22 protein-coding genes are annotated in these 19,743 nt (G+C 46.7%); 13 read left to right on the top strand and 9 right to left on the bottom strand.

Features of this window, described 5'->3' with window-relative positions; translation table 11 throughout:
• Positions 1-598 precede the first annotated feature (598 nt).
• The 3 genes from VCHENC03_RS19475 to VCHENC03_RS19485 all read left to right on the top strand — a co-directional run bounded on the left by VCHENC03_RS19475 (position 599) and on the right by VCHENC03_RS19485 (position 3,505).
• Entirely contained in the window at positions 599-1,564 is a 966-nt protein-coding gene (locus VCHENC03_RS19475; protein WP_009705047.1) for an OmpA family protein, read from the top strand.
• A gap of 120 nt (positions 1,565-1,684) precedes the next feature.
• Positions 1,685-2,566: a LysR substrate-binding domain-containing protein gene (locus VCHENC03_RS19480; RefSeq protein ID WP_009705046.1), complete on the top strand. Its 882-nt coding sequence runs from the start codon at positions 1,685-1,687 to the stop codon at positions 2,564-2,566.
• Positions 2,567-2,719: 153 nt separating this feature from the next.
• Positions 2,720-3,505: a phosphotransferase enzyme family protein gene (locus tag VCHENC03_RS19485; RefSeq protein WP_009705045.1), complete on the top strand. Its 786-nt coding sequence runs from the start codon at positions 2,720-2,722 to the stop codon at positions 3,503-3,505.
• Here VCHENC03_RS19485 and VCHENC03_RS19490 read toward each other — a convergent pair.
• On the bottom strand, positions 3,502-4,392 hold the full coding sequence (locus VCHENC03_RS19490; RefSeq protein ID WP_009705044.1) for a LysR family transcriptional regulator: 891 nt from the start codon (positions 4,390-4,392) through the stop codon (positions 3,502-3,504). The two genes, VCHENC03_RS19485 and VCHENC03_RS19490, sit on opposite strands and share 4 nt — an antisense overlap.
• Positions 4,393-4,601: 209 nt before the next feature.
• Between VCHENC03_RS19490 and VCHENC03_RS19495 the strand changes: the two genes are divergently transcribed.
• Positions 4,602-4,841 carry a hypothetical protein gene (locus tag VCHENC03_RS19495; RefSeq protein WP_009705043.1) on the top strand — a complete coding sequence of 80 codons (240 nt, stop codon included), beginning with the start codon at positions 4,602-4,604 and terminating at the stop codon, positions 4,839-4,841.
• A 223-nt stretch (positions 4,842-5,064) separates the two neighbouring features.
• A complete protein-coding gene (locus VCHENC03_RS19500) occupies positions 5,065-6,336 on the top strand; it encodes an Nramp family divalent metal transporter (RefSeq protein WP_005443670.1) in 1,272 nt (423 codons plus the stop codon).
• A gap of 80 nt (positions 6,337-6,416) precedes the next feature.
• Here VCHENC03_RS19500 and VCHENC03_RS19505 read toward each other — a convergent pair whose 3' ends face one another.
• Complete coding sequence (locus VCHENC03_RS19505) at positions 6,417-7,892, bottom strand: peptide MFS transporter (protein WP_005443672.1); 1,476 nt, start codon at positions 7,890-7,892, stop codon at positions 6,417-6,419.
• Between the two features lie 374 nt (positions 7,893-8,266).
• Positions 8,267-9,637 carry an L-serine ammonia-lyase gene (locus tag VCHENC03_RS19510; protein ID WP_009705041.1) on the bottom strand — a complete coding sequence of 457 codons (1,371 nt, stop codon included), beginning with the start codon at positions 9,635-9,637 and terminating at the stop codon, positions 8,267-8,269.
• A gap of 144 nt (positions 9,638-9,781) precedes the next feature.
• Between VCHENC03_RS19510 and VCHENC03_RS19515 the strand changes: the two genes are divergently transcribed.
• A complete protein-coding gene (locus tag VCHENC03_RS19515; protein WP_009705040.1) occupies positions 9,782-10,618 on the top strand; it encodes a YdcF family protein in 837 nt (278 codons plus the stop codon).
• 15 nt (positions 10,619-10,633) lie between these two features.
• Here the strand turns inward: VCHENC03_RS19515 and VCHENC03_RS19520 are convergent, their stop codons facing one another.
• On the bottom strand, positions 10,634-11,293 hold the full coding sequence (locus VCHENC03_RS19520; protein WP_009705039.1) for a hypothetical protein: 660 nt from the start codon (positions 11,291-11,293) through the stop codon (positions 10,634-10,636).
• 263 nt (positions 11,294-11,556) lie between these two features.
• Positions 11,557-11,817: a putative hemolysin gene (locus tag VCHENC03_RS19525; RefSeq protein ID WP_005443680.1), complete on the bottom strand. Its 261-nt coding sequence runs from the start codon at positions 11,815-11,817 to the stop codon at positions 11,557-11,559.
• Positions 11,818-12,045: 228 nt separating this feature from the next.
• On the opposite strand from VCHENC03_RS19525, the gene VCHENC03_RS19530 reads away from it, so the two are divergent.
• Complete coding sequence (locus VCHENC03_RS19530; RefSeq protein ID WP_009705038.1) at positions 12,046-12,564, top strand: NUDIX hydrolase; 519 nt, start codon at positions 12,046-12,048, stop codon at positions 12,562-12,564.
• A gap of 404 nt (positions 12,565-12,968) precedes the next feature.
• Here VCHENC03_RS19530 and VCHENC03_RS19535 read toward each other — a convergent pair whose 3' ends face one another.
• From VCHENC03_RS19535 to flgA, 4 genes are all read right to left on the bottom strand, one after another.
• Positions 12,969-13,646 (bottom strand): lytic transglycosylase domain-containing protein, encoded by a 678-nt coding sequence (locus VCHENC03_RS19535; RefSeq protein ID WP_032802261.1) that lies wholly within the window; start codon positions 13,644-13,646, stop codon positions 12,969-12,971.
• Positions 13,647-13,692: 46 nt separating this feature from the next.
• Positions 13,693-14,130, bottom strand: coding sequence for a flagellar export chaperone FlgN (gene flgN / locus VCHENC03_RS19540; RefSeq protein ID WP_009705036.1), 438 nt, complete (start codon positions 14,128-14,130; stop codon positions 13,693-13,695).
• Positions 14,131-14,152: 22 nt separating this feature from the next.
• Positions 14,153-14,434 carry a flagellar biosynthesis anti-sigma factor FlgM gene (gene flgM, locus VCHENC03_RS19545; RefSeq protein WP_009705035.1) on the bottom strand — a complete coding sequence of 94 codons (282 nt, stop codon included), beginning with the start codon at positions 14,432-14,434 and terminating at the stop codon, positions 14,153-14,155.
• Between the two features lie 138 nt (positions 14,435-14,572).
• Positions 14,573-15,370: a flagellar basal body P-ring formation chaperone FlgA gene (gene flgA, locus VCHENC03_RS19550; RefSeq protein WP_083481805.1), complete on the bottom strand. Its 798-nt coding sequence runs from the start codon at positions 15,368-15,370 to the stop codon at positions 14,573-14,575.
• A 78-nt stretch (positions 15,371-15,448) separates the two neighbouring features.
• Here flgA and flgB point away from each other — a divergent pair, with 78 nt between their 5' ends.
• The 6 genes from flgB to flgG are packed head-to-tail and all read left to right on the top strand — an operon-like array spanning position 15,449 to position 19,729.
• Positions 15,449-15,811, top strand: a complete 363-nt coding sequence (flgB, locus tag VCHENC03_RS19555; protein ID WP_005432433.1) for a flagellar basal body rod protein FlgB — start codon at positions 15,449-15,451, stop codon at positions 15,809-15,811.
• Between the two features lie 2 nt (positions 15,812-15,813).
• Positions 15,814-16,248: a flagellar basal body rod protein FlgC gene (flgC, locus tag VCHENC03_RS19560; RefSeq protein WP_005432431.1), complete on the top strand. Its 435-nt coding sequence runs from the start codon at positions 15,814-15,816 to the stop codon at positions 16,246-16,248.
• On the top strand, positions 16,248-16,934 hold the full coding sequence (gene flgD / locus VCHENC03_RS19565; RefSeq protein WP_005535962.1) for a flagellar hook assembly protein FlgD: 687 nt from the start codon (positions 16,248-16,250) through the stop codon (positions 16,932-16,934). The genes flgC and flgD overlap by 1 nt, the downstream gene beginning before the upstream one ends.
• A 26-nt stretch (positions 16,935-16,960) precedes the next feature.
• Positions 16,961-18,160 (top strand): flagellar hook protein FlgE, encoded by a 1,200-nt coding sequence (gene flgE, locus VCHENC03_RS19570; RefSeq protein ID WP_005535960.1) that lies wholly within the window; start codon positions 16,961-16,963, stop codon positions 18,158-18,160.
• 12 nt (positions 18,161-18,172) lie between these two features.
• On the top strand, positions 18,173-18,904 hold the full coding sequence (gene flgF, locus VCHENC03_RS19575) for a flagellar basal-body rod protein FlgF (RefSeq protein ID WP_009705033.1): 732 nt from the start codon (positions 18,173-18,175) through the stop codon (positions 18,902-18,904).
• Between the two features lie 39 nt (positions 18,905-18,943).
• Positions 18,944-19,729 (top strand): flagellar basal-body rod protein FlgG, encoded by a 786-nt coding sequence (gene flgG / locus VCHENC03_RS19580; RefSeq protein WP_005432423.1) that lies wholly within the window; start codon positions 18,944-18,946, stop codon positions 19,727-19,729.
• Positions 19,730-19,743 lie beyond the last annotated feature (14 nt).

Raw genomic sequence — 19,743 nt, 5'->3', positions numbered from 1 at the left:
CCGTACTTTACGGGCTGTCTTTTCTGCCACTATTCTTTCCACGTTCTCTATTGACGAACTACTTTCTAAGCGCTTTAAACAAAAAATCTGCAATATCTGATGGTTATCTGAGTATCGATAAGAATTTTTTGTCGTGACGACAAAAATAATGATTTATTTTAGAGATGGTTATTCTGTTAAAGTCCGTTTCGAGATTCTTGTCACAAAACTCATATCATCTCATAGGGTTACCGATCCAGAGTTTGCGGTTGAAGTAGGCACAGCCGATTAAATTACTTTTTAGTTGCTATGTGATTACAAGATAGAATCCGGATAATTTTCGTCCCGGAATCTTGTACCTACAGAGGTTTGCTCATCGTTATCTCTCACTCCTGATGTGCTGGTTAAAGGCGTCAGTGATATCGTGGCAGATAGGTGCATCAAAATTCCAACCAACGCTCTTAATGGATTAATCCCGATTAAGGCGTCGCATGATGATGCGTTAATAGAGATTGTTGGCGTAGTTTTTAATCACTTGAAAACAGTGTAGGTTCTGAGTTTCCTAAAAACAGATTTTTCTGGGGAAAGTAATCGGGTCGCCTCGCATAAAGGAAAAATAATGAAAAAGATCGCTCTTGCAGTGGCTACCGTTCTAGCTGGTGGCGTAATGTCGAATGTTGCTCTTGCTGATACATACATCGGCGGCAAACTTGGTTACAACGCTCTAAACGACGCATGTCACCTAGACGCTCCATGTGATGACGACAGCTTCGCAGCTGGTATGCACATTGGTTACAACTTCAACGAATACGTTGCAGCTGAATACGGTGTTGATTACCTAGGTAACTTCACAGCTAACTTCAACAAAGCTGGCCTAAACACAGTTGACGGTGACCTATGGGCGCTAACTCTAGCTCCTAAGTTCAACCTTCCTCTAACTGATTCTTGGAACCTATTTGCTAAAGTAGGTGCTGCATACATGATGGCTGGTGACGAGAAAGATTTCGTACCAACTGGCTCTCTAGGTGCTGAATACCAAATCAACTACAACTGGAGCCTACGCGCTGAGTACCAACGTTACCAAGACATGTCTGATGACATCATCGACGACATGGATGCTGACTTCTTCGGTATCGGCTTCAACTACAAGTTCGGTTCTGAGCCAGTAGTTCAAGAAGAAGTAGTTGAAACTCGTCCAGCGACTCGCATCGTTGAGAACGAATACCCAGCTCAAACAGCAACAGTACAATTCGGCCTAGAAAGCGCTGAACTACAAGACGCTTCTGCGTTCAACGGTACTGTAGAGCTAATGAACACTTACCCACAAGCTCAAGTTGAAATCAACGGCTACAGTGACACAACTGGTTCTGAAGCTTACAACCAACAGCTAACTGAGAAGCGTGCACAAGCAGTTGCTGATCACTTCCAAGCTGAAGGTATCGCTGCAGACCGTATGACTGTTAAAGGTATGGGCGAAGCTAACCCAGTAGCTAGCAACGAAACTCGCGAAGGTCGTGAAGCGAACCGTCGTGTAGAAGTTGTTGTTCCTGCGTTCCAATACCAAACTGAAGAAGCTGCTCAATAATTCATTATTGAATCAGTAACTTTAAAAGCCAGCGTCTGACGCTGGCTTTTTTGTTTCCCCTTCATTTATCTGTCACAGCTCCGTCATAGTATTTTCTTACTTGTTCGTCTGGAGCCTGATATGCAAAACCTACCGCCACTCAATTCTCTCAAAGCGTTTGAAGCAACCGCTCGATTGCAAAGCTTTACCAAGGCGGCAGAAGAGCTCAATGTCACCCGTGCGGCGGTCAGTCAGCAAGTTAAGTCCCTCGAAGTGTACTTAGACGCTACCTTGTTTGAACGCAATGGTGCTCAGCTCAATCTCACTCAAGCTGCTCGTGATTATTTACCTGTGGTCAGTCACGTCTTTCTGAGCTTATCTGCTGCGACTCAACATCTTTTCTCCCGACAAAAGCAAGCGCAGTTAACGTTACACGTGGCACACAGCTTTTGTTCTCAATGGCTAATGCCGCGTCTGGCTGATTTCCATCGTCAATACCCTAAAGTGAGCTTTAAAGTCTCTACCACGGCCAACGCAATGCCGAGCAACAGTGATATCGCTGATGTGGAGATCATTAACGGTTATGGCGATTGGCAGTCGCAGCAAGCCATTCAACTGACCCAAGAAAACTGGATTGTGGTGGCAAGCCCAGGCTTTTTGCATCTGAATCCCATTTCTCACTTATCTGATCTTGCTCGCTTGCCTAAGTTGGCTACGGGAGGCTACCAAGAAACGTGGCAGTGTTGGTTAGCGTATCAAGGCGTTGAATGCAAAGAAGTGAAGCTCACGGGAGAGTTAGAGCACTCTCTGTTAGCGATTGAAGCTGCGGTGAACCAACTGGGCATTTTGCTTGTAAGAGATTTATTGGTCGAGGACCATCTTCAGCAAGGATCGTTGGTGCAAATCGGAGATTGGTCGATGCCAAGCCGAGGTGCGCATCACATGATTGTTCGCGGTGAAGAAAGGCCGCACGTGAAAGCATTTATCGAGTGGTTAAAGCAAAGTCTAGAAGCGCAATTTTAGGGCTCAATCACAAGACGGAAACGAACTGCGATTTATCTAACAATCTGAAACATTATCAGCCTCCATGAGTAAAGTTCGGGTGCTAAGATGACGAAGTACGTTTCATGTCGTCATCACTCACAGAGCGCACGCTCTGAGCATCAAGGAGCTGTAATGGAAGCGTTAGAAGGTGGCAGAGAGAATGCCATTTACCGTAAGGGAGAGCTCGTTAGCCGGCCTGCCAGTCATTGGACGATGACGGTTCATCAATTGCTCCAACATCTTCACAGCCACGGCTTTACTGCATGTCCAAAAGCCGTCTCCATTGAGGGAGGAAAAGAGCTGCTGACTTTCGTTGAAGGCGAGACTTACAATTACCCGCTAGAAGGGTCAATTAGCTCGTTAACGGCACTGAAATCCGCCGCTAAGCTACTACGTCGTTTTCACGATGCCTCTGAAAGTTTTCTCAAGCTCAATACACAAGATGTACATCACTGGATGCTGCCTTCACGCTCTCCAAAAGAGGTGATTTGCCATGGTGATTTTATGCCTTATAACGTCGCGTTAGAGGGCGATGTTGTGGTGGGGGTATTCGATTTTGATACCGCGTACCCAGCACCTCGAATTTGGGACATCGCCTTTTCTGTGTATGGCTGGGCACCGTTCAAAACTGATGAAGACGACAAAATGGGGACGCTTGAGGAGCAAATTCGCAGAGCCAAGATCTTCTGTGACGCTTATGGTTGTACTCGATTAGAACGTGAAGAGTTGGTCGAGGTAATGACGTTGCGTTTGACGGCGTTGGTAGACCACATGCGGTCAATGGCTGCGAAGGGCGATGCTCAGTTCCAAGCTAATATGGAGGACAGTCACCACACCGCTTACTTGCAAGATATTGAATACATTAATAAGCATCACCAAGCCATTACGCTCGGGGTACTCGGTGAAATCAAATTTTAATCTGGCTTTGAATGCTGCTTAATGATGGATTGAATCACGTCAAACAACCATTGGTTTTGTGGATCATGCTGCTGAGAACGTCGGCAGCTCATCACAAAGCTCACACCAAGCTCCAGCCCGTTTGGTAGCTCGATACTGCGGCATGATTCAGGAACGTTACCACTCATGGTAATACCGAAATGGTCGGTGTTCATGATAATGCTGTGAATCATCGCAGGGTGCTCAATCTCAACTTTGGGCTCAACGTGAAAACCGATGTTTCTCAATCGATCCAACAGCGGGTATTTGTGATCGTTCCACCCCGGTGTTTTGAACAGAACAAAGGTGTAATCGCTCAAAGATTGAAAGTCTTGCGCAGGATGATCTTCTTTCACAAAGAAGACGGCTTTCCCTCGACCAAGCTCTTTTTGAGCGATGGATTGAGGCAGGTCTTCATCAAAGTAGTGAATAGCAATGGCATTCTCACCTTCAATGATGCGATTGCGCGCATCCGCCCCCCATCTTAAAAAGGCATAACTGGCATGTGGTGCTTGCTTGAGTAGTTCGAGATAAAGCTTGTCACCAAAACGATCCCAAAACAGTGTATTGGCATAGATGGTAACCTCGCCCGTAAATAAATCTGGTGAGAACTGCTGTGGCTTAATGGCGTCTGCGCTGGCGAGGATCTGTTCAAAGTGAGGCATGTTGGCTTCAACAAACGAGGTCGGCTCAAAGCCATTTTTGGTTTGAATGAACAAAGGATCGTCCAGTTGCGCTTTCATCTTGGTTAAGTTCTTACTGATGGCACCTGAGGTTTTCCCCATTGATTCTGCCACTAAACGAACGTTACGCAGCTCATACATGCGCTTTAATACCAAGACGTTTTGCATATCTAGATTCATTGTCATTCTTTTACTCCAGCCAACGTTGCCACGGCATCATAACTCCGCCTCTCATAAAAAAAGACAGGGGATGGTCAATTCTAAGGTTATGGCAGAAAAGCATTTTTTGGCCGAGGATTTCCATTTGGTAAATTCGGGTTTTCCTCGTGCTACTTTGGAACTGTTGCTACAGTTTCTTCATCGAAACGATGTACCACAAATAATCGAGGTGACGTATGAAAAAACTAATCGCACTAGTAGGCTTAATGGCTTGTTCAATGAATGTAGCATTCGCTGGCGATGGCTCATACACGGGTACCATTGATATGGCTACTAGCCAAACAAACCAAGTTAATGTGGAGCGCGCGGATTCTAACCTGACTCTTAAAGGTCGTAATGACGCTACTTACGGTGGCGTGATGATTCAAACAGACGCTTCCAACCAACCGATTCAATTGCGCGGCCGTCGCGACTAAGTAATCGAAACCATCCCCCGCTTTCAATGCCGCGTCTAACGCGGCATTGTTGTTTTTAGGTAATAGCAACCCAAATTCAACAGAAATCTTTGATAGCTTTTGTTTATCGATAATTAAAAATTAATTGTTGAAATCTTAATTACCGTTTTTGTGCACCTAAATGATATTGATTCTCATTTAGGTGGGCGTATGATTCTCTCATCGACTAGAGAGGAATATCGCCATGAGTAATGTATCGATAAATAATGCATCCATACATTTAGATGCCGCCACAACATCAAAAGTTTCGGCATTCAATAAAATCAAACGTAAAATGCTGATGTTAGGCCCGGCGTTTATTGCCGCGATTGGTTACATCGACCCAGGCAACTTTGCGACAAATATTGAATCAGGATCTTCATTTGGTTACCAGCTACTTTGGGTAGTGCTATGGGCAAACCTAATGGCGATGTTGATTCAGTATTTATCCGCCAAGCTAGGTATCGTTACAGGCAAAAACCTAGCAGAGCATCTACGTGATCACCTACCAAATAAATGGGCGGTGGGCTTCTACTGGATCCAAGCTGAAATCATCGCGATAGCAACAGACCTTGCCGAGTTTATCGGTGCCGCAGTCGGCTTTCAGTTGGTGTTTGGAATTAGCTTAATGGAAGGTGCGATGATCACTGCGGTAGCAACCGTGATGATTTTGATGCTTAACCAGAAAGGTCAAAAACCGCTAGAAGTCGTGATTGGTTCGCTTTTGATGCTGGTCGCGGTTATCTACATTGCTGAACTGTTTTTTGCGCACCCTGCGGGCGGTGAAATGGTGAAAGGTTTGCTAACCCCAACCTTTACTGATTCGCACCAGATCTACCTTGCTGCGGGTATTTTAGGCGCGACTGTAATGCCTCACGTGATTTATCTTCATTCTGCACTGTTCAAAAACAGCTATGGCGAAAGCACCAAAACTCGCCTTCGTACCACTCGCTTTGATGTGTTGATTGCGATGGTAATTGCAGGCTTTGTGAATATCGCGATTGTTGCGATGGCCGCTGCAGTGTTCCATTACTCAGGCAACCAACATGTGGCAGAAATTGAAACGGCATACATGACGCTAACGCCATTGGTAGGTAAAGCCGCATCTGTGTTGTTTGGTGTCTCGTTGATTGCTTCAGGCTTGTCTTCTACCGTCGTTGGCACAATGGCAGGTCAGGTGGTGATGCAAGGTTTTGTACGCTTCTCTATTCCAATGTGGGTACGACGCTTTATTACTATGGCACCTTCGTTTGTGGTGATTGGTTTAGGCATGAACACCACCGATATCTTGGTGATGAGCCAAGTGGTATTGAGCTTTGGTATTGCGTTGGCGATTATCCCATTGCTTATCTTTACCAACAGCGAACGCTTGATGGGTGAGTTCAAAAACAACAAATGGGTCTCTTACGCAGGTATGGTTATCGTTACTTTGGTACTGGCACTCAACGGTTATCTGATGGTTACCTTAACCGCTTAATGATTTCTCCCTCCTTTTCTCTGTCGATAAAAAAAACGGAAGCCGCTTGGCTTCCGTTTTTGTTTGATGCTGAGAGAGAATTAGTTTTGCTCAACCACTTCCAATTCAGCTTCACTTTGTTTTGCCGCTTCAAGCATCTTACGAATGATGAACGATGCACCAAGTGCGATAGCCACCATGACAACCGCTAGGATAGTCAGCAGTTGGAAGTAATCACCGTAAACGTGTTGTACGATTTCTTGTGTGATCTCTTGGCCTTTCTCTAGTGCGATAGACGTAGAGAACGCAGCACCGACGATACCACTTAGCGCGATTGCTACAGAGAACAAGCTTACTGAGAAGTTTTCGATGTGCTTAGGTGCCACAGATAGAATGAACGCAACTACCATCGAACCTACGATAACTTCCGCAATTGCTTGGAAGAAGTGAATCGCTAGGAAGATTTCAGGCATGATGATTACGTCTTCGCCAACAGTCGTTACTGCGAATGTTAGGATGCCGAATGCGATAGCGGTTAGCACGAATGCCAATGCAATCTTAGTCGCTGTTGATAGGTGAATATCGCGTTTTTCTAGCATGCCAAAGAAGCCAGCAACGATAGGGCCACCAACCATACACCATAGTGGGTTCATTGCCATTGCTGCTTCAGGCTCTAGTGGGATGAAGCCAAACAGAGAACCTTTCAGAGTGTTGATCGCTACCATGTTCATTGAAGTCATCATTTGACCGTAGTAAACGAAGAAACACGTGGTTAAGAAGGTAACGATAAGGATAGTACCCATCTTCAATGATTCTGCTTTGCTTGCTTTCAACATCAAAGAAACAAAGTAAAGAATCGCTGCACCGCCGATGGCGTAAACGATGTTTTGACCGATATCCATGTTAGAGAACATGAAGAATACCAGTGCAATCATCGCCGCTGAGATAATCGCGAAGAAAATCCAGTTCTTCATGCTTACGCTTTGACGATCCAGATCAGAAGCAACGCCTACCAAGCCTTTACGGAACACAAGTAGCATCACCAATGCTGCGCCAGCCATCACTGCAGAAATAGTGAAACCACCATTAAAGCCGATGATCAGCACAATCATAGGGAACAAGTATTGGCCTAGGAAAGCGCCCACGTTGTTCACTGAGTAGTTGATTGGGTAGCCTTTCTCGAAGTCTTCTTGTGACTTAAAGGTACGTTTGTACAAGCTAGGGTAAGAAGGAGACATCAAACCACGGCCGTAACTTGCTAGCGCGATACCACACATTGAAAGTGGTACGTTGGTTGCCGAAGCACCAAGAACAAGCAGTACGTAGCCAGATGCGAATGCTAAGAAGGCAATCGATAGAGAGCGGTAAGCACCTAAAAATTTGTCAGCGATAAAGCCGCCAGCAATCGCAAATAGAGGGCCAATCGCCGAAAATGCACCGACGATCATCATGGTATCAGCTTCGTTGTAATTCAGATCCTCTAAGAAGAAACGCGTCAGACTGACTAACACGCCGTAAAATGATAAGCCAAACATCATTTGGCAGAACATCATAGATTTATTTAGTTTATTCCACATAATTAAATACTCACTATTGCGAGAAAGGTAGTTATTATTTCTGTTAAATGTTACTTAAACGCTATGTTACATATTGAAACAATTGTCGCATAAAACGAAATTAATGCACTAAAATTTCTAATGCGAAACGTTTGCCTCGCTAATGTGTTGTTCTAGATCAACTGAAAATTATGTGAATAAATGACTAAAAAATAACAATTTATAAGACTATTATTCTTTTGTGTTTTTTAAGGTTTTGAAAAGTCGCTGAATTAATAAGCAGAATGAAGAGAAGCGAGAGGCAGGCTGATTTTTATACACGAACAAAGGCGTTGGCGGAATTTTGTCCGCCAACAATGAAAAATATTAATTAGCAAAAACTGATATAAAGTATGCTATTCGCATGGTGGGGCCATATGAATCACCGCGAGTCCTCCAAGTGATGTCTCACGATATTTCTTATTCATGTCTTTGCCCGTCTGGTACATGGTTTCGATAACTTTATCTAATGAAATAAGGCATTTGCTGGTGCGTTTCAGGGCCATGCGTGATGCGTTAATGGCCTTCATCGCGCCCATCGCGTTTCGCTCAATACACGGCACCTGAACCAAACCGCCAATCGGGTCACAAGTCATGCCGAGTGAGTGCTCCATGGCGATCTCTGCGGCAATACATATCTGCTCATTGCTGCCTCCACGCAGTGCCGTTAAGCCTGCGGCCGCCATCGAAGAAGATACGCCGACTTCGCCTTGGCACCCGACCTCTGCCCCTGAGATGGAAGCGTTGGTTTTGTACAAGATGCCAATCGCCCCCGCCACGGCTAAGAAGTCTTTCAATTGCTTGTTATCTAGCTCCTTAATGAAGCGATGGTAGTACATAAGCACGGCAGGAATAACACCAGCAGCGCCGTTGGTTGGCGAAGTCACTACCTGACCACCTGCGGCGTTCTCTTCACTTACAGCAAAGGCAAACAGGTTAATCCAATCCATGATCTCCATTGGATCGTTCTCTACTGCCGCATTGGCTTCGAGTTTTTTGAGTAGGTTTGGCGCTCGGCGCGTTACGTTCAACCCGCCTTCGAGAATCCCTTCGGTATCAAAGCCTCGTTGCATGCACAGCGACATCACTTTCCAGATCTGTTCGGCTTTTTGATCGATCTCTTCCTGTTCACGGAAGACACGCTCGTTTTGCAGAATCATTCCACCTAAGCTGAATCCGTTCTGCTCGGCTTTTTCTAGCATTTCATCGGCGGATTTGAATGGGTAAGGTACCTGTACTTCCGTTTCGGTACTGCCATTTTCCAACTCGGCAGCGGTTGCAATAAAGCCACCACCGATAGAGTAGTAAGTTTCAAACGCCACCTGATCACCAGCAGCATCATAAGCCGTAATGGTCATGCCATTTTCATGAAGGGGGAGGTTATCACTGTGAAAGACAATATCGTGCTCATAGCTAAACACGATTTCATGAACACCTGCGACCGAGAGTGTGCCATGTTCAATGGTATGTTGCAGTGCACTCTTGGCGCTGGTCATTTTAATGGTATCGGGCTTATTGCCCATCAAACCAAGGACGGTGGCACGGTCTGTATGGTGGCCTTTGCCAGTCAGCGATAAAGAACCATAAAGGTCAACTTGCACCTTGTGCACTTTCGCCATAGAGTCGCTAAGTAATTGAGTGAAATGGTAACCTGCGAGCATTGGGCCATTGGTGTGGGAACTGGATGGACCGACACCGACCTTAAAAATATCGAAAATCGACAGCATAATTGACTTCCTTTCTCTGCGGACCTTTGTTTAGGTCTCTAGAACGACATTGTTAATTAGATGTTAATGCCTGAAAGAGTATTGGCAAAGCAAATTTTTGTATACAAATTGTTCGCTAAAGTATGAGTAATTGAGATCTGGGTAATGAAGTTAAACAAGGTAGTGATCATTCTAGGTAAGCGGTTGGTGCACGATCAGTTGAGTGCTGAAGGCCGATCACGCGTGGAAGCGCTGTTGAATGTTTTAAACGAATTTTGCTTTGAGACGACTGCCTTGGTTTTTTGTGGCGGTGTGACTCAAGGACAAACCGTTTCAGAAGCGGATGCGATGTACCGCTATTTTTGCCAGTTAGCCAAGGCCAGGGAAATCGATTTTCCTGAGCAGCAGGTCATCATCGAGAATCGCTCACTCAATACGGTGCAGAACATGCAAAATGCTGCTGCGGAATTATTGAGGAGTGGCCTTTGCGAAACAGGGCAAACCATTGAAGTCACTTTACTCTCCAATGACTATCACCTAGAGCGCATCATCGAGATTCAAACCTTAATGGATGAGCAAGGTTTATTGCGCGTGTTGAAGTCGCGCTGCGCGGACATGGGAGTAAAGCTCAATATTCCGCTGGATCTCTCGCATCATGTGAGTGTGCCTTACCCCAATACAGGTGTTTTAGCGGAAGCGTTTTTGTTGTTTGATGAACTCACGACTTACCGAGTGTATCTAGAGGGAGTCAAGCGTTGCGCCTTTGAACGTGACCTCGCAGAGGTACGAGTAAAGCCTTTAGCCATTGGCCTTGGTGCGATAGAAAAGCTTCAAGCGCTCGATTTAGAGCCTGAAGTGCGAGGGCAAGTTGCAGATATGAAAAAGGCCATCGAAATGACGGCCTTTGATGATTCAGTGGTTGCAGCAGAGCAAGCGTTAGCAGTGTTTCATCCGATATTAACGGCGTTGAACCTGCAACTTGACCCCGAAGCGAAAGGCTAGGTAAGCCACTTCAACTTACTGACGCTTTAGTTCGCGGCGTGTGCGTACGGCACTTAGCGCGATTAGGCTGTAACACAGTAGCTCCATGCCTTCTTCTGAGATGTTTTTCACATCACGTATGTAATGCTCGCCCATTACGTGTTGCCAGAAGCTACCCATGCCGTACAGGCGAGAGAACACCAACAACAAGATCACCGAGCCGATAAGTAGCTTCATGTAAGGTGATTGTAGAATGGTTGCCATTTCGTTCACGGTGCCTTTACCGCCTTGGTACGCTTTCGCACAAGCCAGTGCAGTGAGTGCAAGAGCAGGGAAGACCCAAGAACCGTGGTGAATCATGTCAAACCAGTAGTCCATTTCACGGATCATCAATACCGCAAAGAACCCAGCGATCAAGATTGCCGCGTGTGATACATGGCTTTCTTGTCTAGAAATGCGGAAGAAAGACCAAGACGCAACAGCCAACATGATCAGCTGTAAGGTTTCCGTAACAGAGGTTTCTCCCAAGCTTGAACCGAGTAAAACGTAGTCCACGCGGATACTTAGGTTGACCAAAATACTAAGCGCAATGATGGTCAATGCACTTAACATCGATTTGTAGATGATGCGCTTTGACTCTTCAGTAATCACATTGGTTTGTGCCGATTCGGCTTGTTTGACTGTATCTGTTTTCATCCTGACCACCCGCTCCCGTAAAAAATGTGGAAAAAACGTGAAATTTCGTGATGTGCGCGAGAAATTTTATTGACCAAGTGGAAAGTAATGTCAGGGGAATGTCAGGAATAAAACGCCGTTCGATATCGTGTCGCTATGCGGTAAGGCCGATGGATAAAGGGGTAAGTATCAGAAAGTAGGGAAATTTACGGTAAACAAAAAGGAGCTTAAAGCTCCTTTGTTGGTAAAATTGTAATCTTAGATTGCGTAAATGTTAACGTTGTTTACGACTCGCCATCTTCTTTGTGGTTGTTGCGGTAGTATTCCCACTGCTCAAAGCGCTCGTTTTCAGACAGTTGGCAGTAAGTTACGCGTTCACCATTTTCCGTTACTGTATCTAGCTCGCCGCCTTGCTGTACGCAGTATACCGCTGCTGGGTTTGCTGCTGATGTGTATTCATTTGAGCGAGTTGCACCGTCATAAGTTGAGCAACCTGCCAACACCATCGCTGCTGCCACTGCCGTTACTAAAGTTGTCTTTTTCATTCTTGATCTCCGCATGGGATTAACGAGTAGTGTGTTGATTATAGGAGAGTTTCAGAAAAATATTGTCTTATGTTTGTTAAAAGCACGACGCTTGTAAGGGAATTCTGTGCAATTTTAGAATTTGCTCACTGTTCGCCTATATTTGTTTCAGACGTGCTCAAATTGAAACTTGGGAATGCGCATGAATTTCGGTAGTATGCGCGCAAAACATTCACAGCGGATTCTGCGATGAGACATTTGAAAACCACCACGCACCCAGAAATCGAACATCTGGATGACAAAATCATCTTCCAACGCAATGCGGCGCGCGCCATTGTATTAGACGGTGAAGATGTCCTGCTTCTTTACACAGAGCGTTACCACGATTACACACTGCCTGGCGGTGGCATCGATGACGGTGAGGATGTGATTGCAGGTTTAGTTCGTGAGCTGGAAGAAGAAACCGGTGCGAAGAACATTCACAACATCAAGCCTTACGGCATCTTCGAAGAATTTCGTCCTTGGTACAAAGACGATGCTGATGTGATGCACATGACGTCATACTGCTACACGTGCAAAATTGACCGTGAGCTAGGTGAAACGGCTTATGAAGATTACGAAGTGAAGAACGGCATGCGCCCAGTATGGATGAATGTTCACGACGCGATCGCGCACAATGAAAAGACGATGGCGGAAAGCCCGAAGAAAGGCATGAGCATTGAACGCGAAACCTTCTTGCTACAACTTATCGCAAAAGAGTTGCTGTAACCCTCCTCAGATCAAAATTGTAACTTCCAAGCAATAAAAAAAGTCCGAGCTCCCCCCCGGAACCCGGACTTATTCCAGACGCGCAAGCGAAGCGTCATCTCGATATTCTGTTTTTTGTATCAATCTGTGAAAACAATAGCGGCTTTATATTTGTTGTGTAAATAATTAATAGGTCTAACTATTGGTTTTCACTTTATTTGCACACGTAATGTGATGGATATCTAGCCAATGTACAAGTGCAAGTTGGTAAATTATCAGCAAACCACTGCTCTTTCTTATCTTTGAGATACATTACCGTAACTTTTATGCACGCGTTTGCATCGAGATCACGAGTTTGCAAATTGGCAGAACAGGATCTTGTAATTTTACGTGCTTCTGACATTGGTGGAATTTAGTGAGAGTGTTCACAATTCCACTAGTGGAGGCAATCGACTAAGGTCTATAAGCGGTTCGGCGTAGATAGTGGAATGGTCTGCAAACAAAAGTAATGGCTGGAAAGAATCGGTACGCAATTTCTGTATATTCACCAAACGTTCCAACGCGTAAAAGCGATTGACGTATTGCTGAGTCTCTTTCGGCAAAGTAAGTGCCGTGAAATCTCGACTGTCTGCTTTTTTGATGGCACGTGCAACGCGACCTTCTCCTGCGTTGTAAGCGGCTAGAGTGAGCGCAATATCTTGATCAAACTTGTTATACAGAAATTCTAAATATCTTATGGCGGCTTGAGTGCTGGCTTTAGTATCAAAGCGCTCGTCTTGCTTATCGCTCACTTGCAAGCCAAAGCGCGTCGCTGTAGCAGGAATCAGTTGCCATAAACCGGCGGCATTGGCGTGTGATACAGCTTTAGGGTTGTAGGATGATTCCAGCATGGGCACTAACACCAAGTTGGCGGGCAAAGACTTTTGCTTAAGCTGTTTGAAAATATGATCGAGAAGCGGGCTAACGGAATCGAGACGTTGGCTAATTTGCGTTTGATATGGCGCGAGCACTTGATATTGCTGACTGATAGTGACTTCATGCGGCTTGGCCATCGTCATTGGAGACAAGCACGTCACGCACAAAACAAAAAAGCCCACAGCAATCGACCGGGATGGCGGTAGACTCTGCAGGCAAGGCGAGAATCGTTGTTTAGAACGAACGCTCTTCATAAGTGTGTTGCACAGGTTGTTTGAGTTGACTTACTAACTCTTGGAACGCTGCAGAGCTTTGGCCATTGCTCTGATTGTCCTGTTGGCATTGTTTCACCAAGGATTCCAACAGCGTCCATTGTTTTCTCGCTTGCGTACCAATCTTGGCGGGCAAGGCATTGAAAATACGATTCACACTGGTCTCATTACAAGGCAATCCGAGCTTACGCATTAACTGGCTTCTTTCACTTGCGGAGCGACCAAGCTGATTCAAAATCGGCATTTGTTTTTGAATGTTCTCGCTTAGCGCCTCACCATCGAACTTCAAATACAGTGCTTTTTGCTGTTGAATCAGCCCCAGCAATTGCTGGTAGAGTTTGATGTCTTCGGAAATAGAACGAACAAACTGCTGAATATGCTGTGATGCCGCCGTTGCCATGCATGACTCCTAGTGCGCTGCGTTACTCGTGACCGGTGTGAAATTGCATTACTGCTTTGGATAATGCTTTGGTATCTAGATTCAGTTCACCACGTGCTAATGCATTACGAATTTGCTCAACCTTTGCCATGTCTACGTCTGGCAGAGATTTCATTTCTGCTTGAGCGCGATCGATCGCAGCTGTGTTCGCTTGAAGTGCTGGCTCGTTAATTTTGCTCTGTGCGATGGTGTCGACTGGCTTTTTACTCGCCTGCTGAAATTTAGTTTGTGGGACATGACCGCCCGCGACTTTGTCGATTTTCATGCTGTTGTCCTCAATCATCATGTTCTAAATCGAATAGGCGACTAGGGTGTGATGAACATTAAATATTTATTTTTTGTACTCGAAGTTCACCTGCGCTGACGAGTGCCTAAATCGAAAAATGATAACCTGAGTCCAAAATCAAAATTGGGTATGCACCTGATTGAGCCCCGTTACGACAGCGCGTATCACCTTGCCAGAACTGGTGTTTTCTACCTCAATTTGCTGACCTTTCTTACCTTGTTCTAAAGCGACTCCCTTAGTGCTGGCACTAAATCCCTCTTTGCTGGCGATGATGATCACTTCGTTGCCTCTCTCGATCAATGGCGGCGAACTTAAGTTGGTTGGGTCAATGATTTGGCCTGCTCGAATGCGGCGGGTGGTCTCAAGGCCTATGGCTTGGTTTGCTTTCGTGTAGAAATCGTCTTGGCGTGAAATCGTGCGTGTTTCTGATTTTAAGTTTGAGGCTGAGAGGGTGTCGTTGCGGTCAATTGTGCTGGTGGCAACAAGCACAGGAAGCGTCACCGCCGATTTGATTGTGACATTGATGCGCCATGGAGAGCTCACCGCTTCGCAACTGACAGCACGCTTTAAATTGCCAACAGGCAACGGGCGGTTATCGCGTCCTGTGATTGCCAAAGGGGCGTCACAAACCGGTAGATGATTGGCAGAGCCTGGCACCCATATTTGATAATCGAGTTGGTAATGTCCCCATTGACGTGAGTGTGCTACTTGCGCCACTTCTTGCTCAAACTGCTCGCCGACAATGGCTTTTAACTCGTCTGCGGTTAGGTTTTTCTCATTCGCTAAAGCACTGATTGAGCTTGCACTCAAAGCCAAACCGCAAAGCAGCATGATTGAGGAAAATCGACCTTTCCCCTTGGTTTGAATGGTTTCCGTAAACCGGAAGCGAGGCTTCCTTCCTTGTTCGTAATTCATTGATATATATAACTAAATTTTATGGCATGCATCTTGTTTTGATCTTGGCGTATTCGAGCCGACTTTAAGGAAAGATGCATGGCGATCACATTCGAAAATGCGTTAGGTGTACATCCAGAGGCACTCAATTTTCGCGTTCAGCGTACCAAAGTCCTCGCCAGTAACCTAGCAAATGTTGATACCCCTGGGTATTTGGCAAAGGACCTAAGTTTCACCACCGTGATGAACCAAATGTCAGCGGGCAGTGTGAACAAACCGGTGCCGAAGTTTCAGGTTGAGGCGCAATATTCGGTGCCTTACCAAAACAGCAAAGACGGCAACACTGTGGAACTGGGCGTTGAACAAGCCAAGTTCACGCAAAACAACATGGACTTTCAAACCAGCCTGACGTTTCTCAACATGAAATTCAGTGGCTTGGCGAAAGTGATTGAGGGACGTTAAACATGTCATTTACTGATATCTATTCGATCACTGGCTCGGCGATGACGGCGCAAACCGTTCGCCTGAACACGGTAGCCAGTAACCTTGCCAACGCCGACGCGGTGTCTGCCAATCCGGATGATGCCTACAAAGCACTCAAACCTGTGTTCGCCACTGTGTATCAAAAAACGCAGATGGCGACAGAAAACGGTGTTTATCCGAATGCGGAAGTGCGCATTGTAGATGTGGTGCAAAACGCAGGTCAGGCAGAAAAACGCTTCGAACCTAACAACCCGTTAGCGAACGACGAAGGCTACGTGTACTACCCAGACATTGACGTGGTGTCGGAGATGGCCGACATGATGTCCGCGACGCGCAGCTTTGAAACCAACGTGGAAGTGCTGACGAATGTGAAAAGCATGCAGCAAGGTCTGCTTCGACTAGGGCAGGGTAATTAATGAGTCTCGCACAATACACTGCGCTCTCTTCGGATGCACCAGTCGCAACGACCGCTAGTGGTGATACGGGCGGCATTTCAGCGAACCCATCGGATATGAACAGCGCAACGTCACTGCAAAACGAGTTTATCTCGCTCATGGTGGCGCAAATTCAAAACCAAGATCCACTTAACCCGCTTGATGGCACTGAGTATGTCAGCCAGCTAGCGCAATTTTCGCAAGTTCAAAGTACTGAAAACATGTCGATGCTGATGCAAAACAGCATGGTATTGCTCGACAACATGCAGGTGCTTTCAACGGCTGGTTTGGTTGGTCAAACCGTGTACGTCTCTTCAAACGAGTTTGAGCTTGGTGAAGGCGTGCAAAGTGGCAAGGTCGAGCTTGAACACGGTTCGAACCAAGTGACATTAGTCGTCAAAGATGAATTCGGCCAATCGACCAAAGTGCCTTTAGGTGCGCACGGTGCGGGTGACGTCGAGTTCTCGATCAATCCAGAAGAGCTTGGTTTGAAACCGGGTAAATACACCGTTGCGGTGGAAGTTCAAGAAGGGCAAAAGAGCCCAAATGTTTTGCTGGCAGGCACGGTTGAGCAGGTACGAATTCCTAGCTCAGGTGGCGCAGCACTGGTCAATGTTCAAGGCGTTGGCAACGTTCCTTTCTATCAAATCACTCAGTTTGGTGCTTAACCAAATAAGGAAATCAGAGGTTATTTATGAGTTTTAACATCGCACTTAGTGGTCTGGACGCGACCAACACAGAGTTAAACACCATCAGCCACAACATTGCCAACGCATCAACGTACGGCTTTAAAGGTGGCCGCACAGAATTTGCCGCAGTTTACAACGGTATGCAGCCTGGCGGCGTAGAAGTGGCGTCGATTTCTCAGAACTTCGATAAGAATGGTTCGGTGACAGGCACAGGCCGTGCAATGGACTTGGCGATCAACGGCAGTGGCTTCTTCGTGACGAAAGATCACATGGGTCAGATGCTTTACACTCGCGCAGGTGTGTTTGGCACTGATAAGAACAACTTTGTGACCGCAAATAACGGTGCCAAGTTGCAAGGTTACAGCGTAGACAACAATGCGAACCTTCAAACTGGCTCTGTTGGCGACATCAAAGTTTCTACTTCTTCACTTAACGCAAAAGCGACTGACAATCTGGACTTTGTGGCGAACTTCGACGCAAGCGCAACGGCAGTCGATCAAGCGATTTATCCATTCGATTCTTCCGATCCAAACTCATTCAACTCTTCTTACACCACTAAGGTGTACGACTCGCTTGGCAACTCGCACACAGTCACTCAGTACTTCACCAAGACATCAGATAACGAATGGCAAGTGAATGTGGAAGTTGACGGTGCACCAACGACGCCAGCAACGGCTCAAACGGTTCAATTCAATACCGACGGCACGCTAGCTTCTCCAACAGGTTCTTTCAACGTTGCATTCCCAGCAGCGGGCGCAAACGCAATGAGCATTGATATCAGCTTGAACGGCAGCACTCAGTTTGGCGCTGCGTTTGGCGTGAGCACCAACAACCCGAACGGTTACACCTCTGGTGAGCTTGCGGGCGTTCGAGTGGAAGACAACGGCATGGTTTACGCGACTTACACCAATGGTCAGTCTCAGCTGCAAGGTCAGGTTGTGCTTGCGGATTTCGCTAACACGCAAGGTCTATCGAAAGTGAGCGGCACGGCTTGGACACAAAGCTTTAGCTCAGGCGCACCAATCATGGGTGTTCCGGGGACGGGCACATTGGGTGACTTAACACCGGGTGCGCTAGAAGGCTCTAACGTTGACTTAACCAGCGAGCTGGTTGCGCTTATGACGGCGCAGCGTAACTACCAAGCGAACGCGAAAACCATTTCGACCAATGACAAGCTGACTCAAGCTCTGTTCAACGCGGTGTAATGGGAGAGTCGCATGGATAGCTTGTTATTTACTGCCACGTCGGGTGCGAGTCGAGTACTTAAGGCTCAGCACGTACGTTCGAACAACTTATCGAACGCTGACACCGCAGGTTTCCGTGCCGATATGGAACGCGTGCGCAGTGTTGAGCTACAAGGTGCGGGCTTTAATGGCCGTACCATGGTGGTGACCAACTCAGCCGCAACGCGTTTTGATTCTGGCGACATCATGAAAACCGGTCGTCCTCTCGATGTGGCGATCATGGGCGAGGGCTACCTTACCGTAGAAACGCCAATTGGTAATGAAGCTTACACCCGAGCAGGCAACATCAAAGTCGATACCTTTGGCGCAATGAGCATCAATGGCTTCCCGGTTGTCGGTGAAAACGGACCAATCGTTGTGCCTGATTTTCAGAAGATTGAAATCAGTGAACGTGGCCGCGTTTCTGTGATTCCTCCGGGTGGTGGTGCAGAAGTGGAAGTGGGCACCTTGAAGATGGTGAAACCACCAATCAACCAACTGCAAAAAGAGAGCGACAGCTTGCTGCATAGCGTCGATGGTGTGCCTTTCCCTGCGGATGAAACCGTGCAGCTTTCTCCAGAGCACATTGAGGGCAGTAACGTGTCTGCCATTGATGAGTTGCTGAGCGTGATGTCGCTGACGCGTAACTTTGAAATGCAAGTCCGCATGATGAAAACCGCAGAAACCTTGGCGCAAGCCGGAAACAAATTGATGGCGGCGAGATAACCCTCTCAGCAAGGGGTTCTCGTCCAAAGGAGATAACCAATGCATTCAGCATTATGGGTAAGTAAAACGGGCATGGCAGCTCAAGATACCAAAATGACTGCCATCTCTAACAACCTAGCGAACGTTAACACGGTCGGCTTTAAGCGTGACCGCGTGGTGTTTGAAGACTTGTTTTACAGCATTCAGCGTCAGCCGGGCGCGCAAGTCGACCAAGTGAATGAACTGCCAAGCGGTGTTCAGCTTGGTTCCGGTGTTCGCGTAGTCGGAACTCAAAAAGTCTTCACTCAAGGTAACACACAAAACACCACTCAAGAGTTGGATTTAGCGGTGATGGGACAAGGCTTCTTCCAAATCGAAAACTCTGACGGGCAGATCATGTACACGCGTAATGGTCAGTTCCACATCAATTCAGAGGGCTTGATGGTCAACAGCCAAGGCTTGCCACTAGAGCCACAAATTCAAATCCCGGACAACGCGATTTCGTTCTCTGTGGGTGTGGATGGCACGGTAACAACCACATCGGCTGACGATCCAACGCCGCAGCAACTGGGTCAAATCACGTTGGCGAAGTTCATCAACCCTGCGGGTCTAGAAGCCGTTGGCGGCAACTTGTTCCGTGAAACTGAAGCAAGTGGTCCTGCGGATGAATTGATTGCAGGCGAAGACGGAGCAGGCAGCATCAAACAGGGCGCTTTAGAAGGCTCAAACGTGCAGGTAGTGGAAGAGATGGTGGACATGATCACCACTCAACGCGCGTACGAGATGAACGCCAAAGTGGTTTCTGCCGCAGACGACATGCTGAAGTTTGTCGCGCAATCGATGTAAGTAAGAAATTGGTG

This window comes from Vibrio sp. HENC-03 (assembly GCF_000305755.2).
GTDB lineage: Bacteria > Pseudomonadota > Gammaproteobacteria > Enterobacterales > Vibrionaceae > Vibrio > Vibrio owensii.
The sequence above is the reverse complement of the archived record's forward strand: the minus strand, read 5'-3'. Positions and strand labels throughout refer to the sequence as shown.

Coding starts and splice junctions, on each gene's coding strand:
- flgC (WP_005432431.1), top strand. CDS start 15,814: ATGTCATTTACTGATATCTATTCGATCACTGGCTCGGCGATGACGGCG.
- VCHENC03_RS19530 (WP_009705038.1), top strand. CDS start 12,046: ATGAGACATTTGAAAACCACCACGCACCCAGAAATCGAACATCTGGAT.
- VCHENC03_RS19510 (WP_009705041.1), bottom strand. CDS start 9,637: ATGCTGTCGATTTTCGATATTTTTAAGGTCGGTGTCGGTCCATCCAGT.
- VCHENC03_RS19500 (WP_005443670.1), top strand. CDS start 5,065: ATGAGTAATGTATCGATAAATAATGCATCCATACATTTAGATGCCGCC.
- VCHENC03_RS19515 (WP_009705040.1), top strand. CDS start 9,782: ATGAAGTTAAACAAGGTAGTGATCATTCTAGGTAAGCGGTTGGTGCAC.
- flgA (WP_083481805.1), bottom strand. CDS start 15,370: ATGAATTACGAACAAGGAAGGAAGCCTCGCTTCCGGTTTACGGAAACC.
- VCHENC03_RS19525 (WP_005443680.1), bottom strand. CDS start 11,817: ATGAAAAAGACAACTTTAGTAACGGCAGTGGCAGCAGCGATGGTGTTG.
- VCHENC03_RS19495 (WP_009705043.1), top strand. CDS start 4,602: ATGAAAAAACTAATCGCACTAGTAGGCTTAATGGCTTGTTCAATGAAT.
- VCHENC03_RS19505 (WP_005443672.1), bottom strand. CDS start 7,892: ATGTGGAATAAACTAAATAAATCTATGATGTTCTGCCAAATGATGTTT.
- VCHENC03_RS19480 (WP_009705046.1), top strand. CDS start 1,685: ATGCAAAACCTACCGCCACTCAATTCTCTCAAAGCGTTTGAAGCAACC.
- flgG (WP_005432423.1), top strand. CDS start 18,944: ATGCATTCAGCATTATGGGTAAGTAAAACGGGCATGGCAGCTCAAGAT.
- flgM (WP_009705035.1), bottom strand. CDS start 14,434: ATGAAAATCGACAAAGTCGCGGGCGGTCATGTCCCACAAACTAAATTT.
- VCHENC03_RS19475 (WP_009705047.1), top strand. CDS start 599: ATGAAAAAGATCGCTCTTGCAGTGGCTACCGTTCTAGCTGGTGGCGTA.
- flgF (WP_009705033.1), top strand. CDS start 18,173: ATGGATAGCTTGTTATTTACTGCCACGTCGGGTGCGAGTCGAGTACTT.
- flgE (WP_005535960.1), top strand. CDS start 16,961: ATGAGTTTTAACATCGCACTTAGTGGTCTGGACGCGACCAACACAGAG.
- VCHENC03_RS19490 (WP_009705044.1), bottom strand. CDS start 4,392: ATGACAATGAATCTAGATATGCAAAACGTCTTGGTATTAAAGCGCATG.
- flgB (WP_005432433.1), top strand. CDS start 15,449: ATGGCGATCACATTCGAAAATGCGTTAGGTGTACATCCAGAGGCACTC.
- VCHENC03_RS19485 (WP_009705045.1), top strand. CDS start 2,720: ATGGAAGCGTTAGAAGGTGGCAGAGAGAATGCCATTTACCGTAAGGGA.
- flgD (WP_005535962.1), top strand. CDS start 16,248: ATGAGTCTCGCACAATACACTGCGCTCTCTTCGGATGCACCAGTCGCA.
- flgN (WP_009705036.1), bottom strand. CDS start 14,130: ATGGCAACGGCGGCATCACAGCATATTCAGCAGTTTGTTCGTTCTATT.
- VCHENC03_RS19520 (WP_009705039.1), bottom strand. CDS start 11,293: ATGAAAACAGATACAGTCAAACAAGCCGAATCGGCACAAACCAATGTG.